Raw genomic sequence first — 1,494 nt, forward strand, 5'->3', positions numbered from 1 at the left:
GAAAGACGGTAGCGTTGCACTGATGGGATCGCGTGCAACAAAGCTGGACGGCAAACACCCTGCACGACCAGGAACCGAATATAGCTCCTCATTATCGTGACGAGCAGTGATGCCGAACCTGGCGTCTCCTTGCTTCGTTGTTGAAACGCCCGTCTGAGGACGGCTGCATCCCATTGTGAAGGCTCGCCGAGGATAGGCATGAGTCGCCTGATATCGGTCCGGTAGCGCCGGATCGTCTCGTCGGTCGCGCCGCGGTGTTGCTTGAGCCATGCCAGATATGCCGCCATGTGCGGGTCGTCATCCGACACCGGTTCGACTGAAGGGATGACACCCCGGCCGCGCAAGAACTCGACGAAGTGCCGAGCACCACGCCGCCGCCGCTTCGCGCCCGAGGCGACGAGTTTGCCCCGCTTGCGCCAGACCGGACATCGACAATCATGCGCGCCGTACTGGTCGATGATCGTGTCGTCGATATCGGCCCACGACTGCCGCTTGATGCGAAGCCAAGCCACAATATGCTCGGCTTCCGACCGGTAGCCCTGTGCCACTCCAGGGGCGAGTTGCAGGCTGTCGATTGCATCGGAGTAGTCGGTGAGGTGACGGGGGAGATCGTCGATCCCATCGTCGACTTCGATGTACCCTTGATCTTCGAGGAACCGGACAAAGCGCCGGACCCGCGCAGCCTGATCAGTCTTATAGGCGGCTTGCTGAGCCGAGTATCCGTGGCACCGACAACGGTGCTTCTCGAACCGTCGGACGACTTGATCGTCGAGCGTACTGACCGGGATGGCATGCATATCCAGCCAATGCAGGAAATGACGGATCGCTGCACTGTACAGGATCGAACAGGCCGCTTCCTCCTTGACCCACAGAGAGGAGAGGAAGGCGTTGAATAGGGCATCCGAGCTGGGCGGATCTTCGATCCGGAGCTGTGCCGGACAAAACAGCTCTGATGATCTTGTTCTCATGGTGGTTCCTTCGACTTGTTCAGGTCGAGGGAACCGTAATTATCTGGAGTGAAATCATGGAAAACCGAAGGAAACCTGCGCCTCCTGCTGCCACGCTCGACATAAACTGCGACTGCAAAGAACGGTTGTAATGTTGAGCTCAACATTAGATGTACTCACGGGGGCTGAGATCAATTTCCAGGTTCGCCCGCTCGTCGGGCGAGAGGTCGCCAAGCCGCCGATCCAGGATCGATTCCGCGGTCGTGACCAGCTGAAGGACCACCGATTGGCCCGCTGAGAGATGCGCCTTCGCCGCCGCGATCACGGTCGGGAGTTTCATGCTGAGGAGGAGCTGGCCGAAGAAGCGCTGCTTGGTCGACTCGAACCGCGAGCGCGCCGACGCCTTGGCGCCGCTGTTGAGCGTCGCATTTTCGAGCCCGTCGACCACAGCCGTCAATTCGAGGGCATGCTCCATGTTGCGGTGGATGATTCCTTATCGCGAGGAAGCGGTAATGCGGAGGAACGCGGCGTAGTCCTGCAAAGCTGC

The 1,494-nt window shown here is 59.7% G+C and carries 1 protein-coding gene and 1 pseudogene; both read right to left on the bottom strand.

Annotation, left to right across the window (positions count from 1 at the left end; genetic code table 11):
- Positions 1-968: pseudogene (locus AX724_RS05100) on the bottom strand (tyrosine-type recombinase/integrase); the annotation flags it as partial.
- A gap of 145 nt (positions 969-1,113) precedes the next feature.
- Positions 1,114-1,395 (bottom strand): methylase, encoded by a 282-nt coding sequence (locus AX724_RS05105; RefSeq protein ID WP_231736471.1) that lies wholly within the window; start codon positions 1,393-1,395, stop codon positions 1,114-1,116.
- Positions 1,396-1,494 lie beyond the last annotated feature (99 nt).

It is taken from the genome of Sphingobium sp. CCH11-B1, assembly GCF_001556865.1.
Taxonomy (GTDB): Bacteria; Pseudomonadota; Alphaproteobacteria; order Sphingomonadales; family Sphingomonadaceae; genus Sphingobium.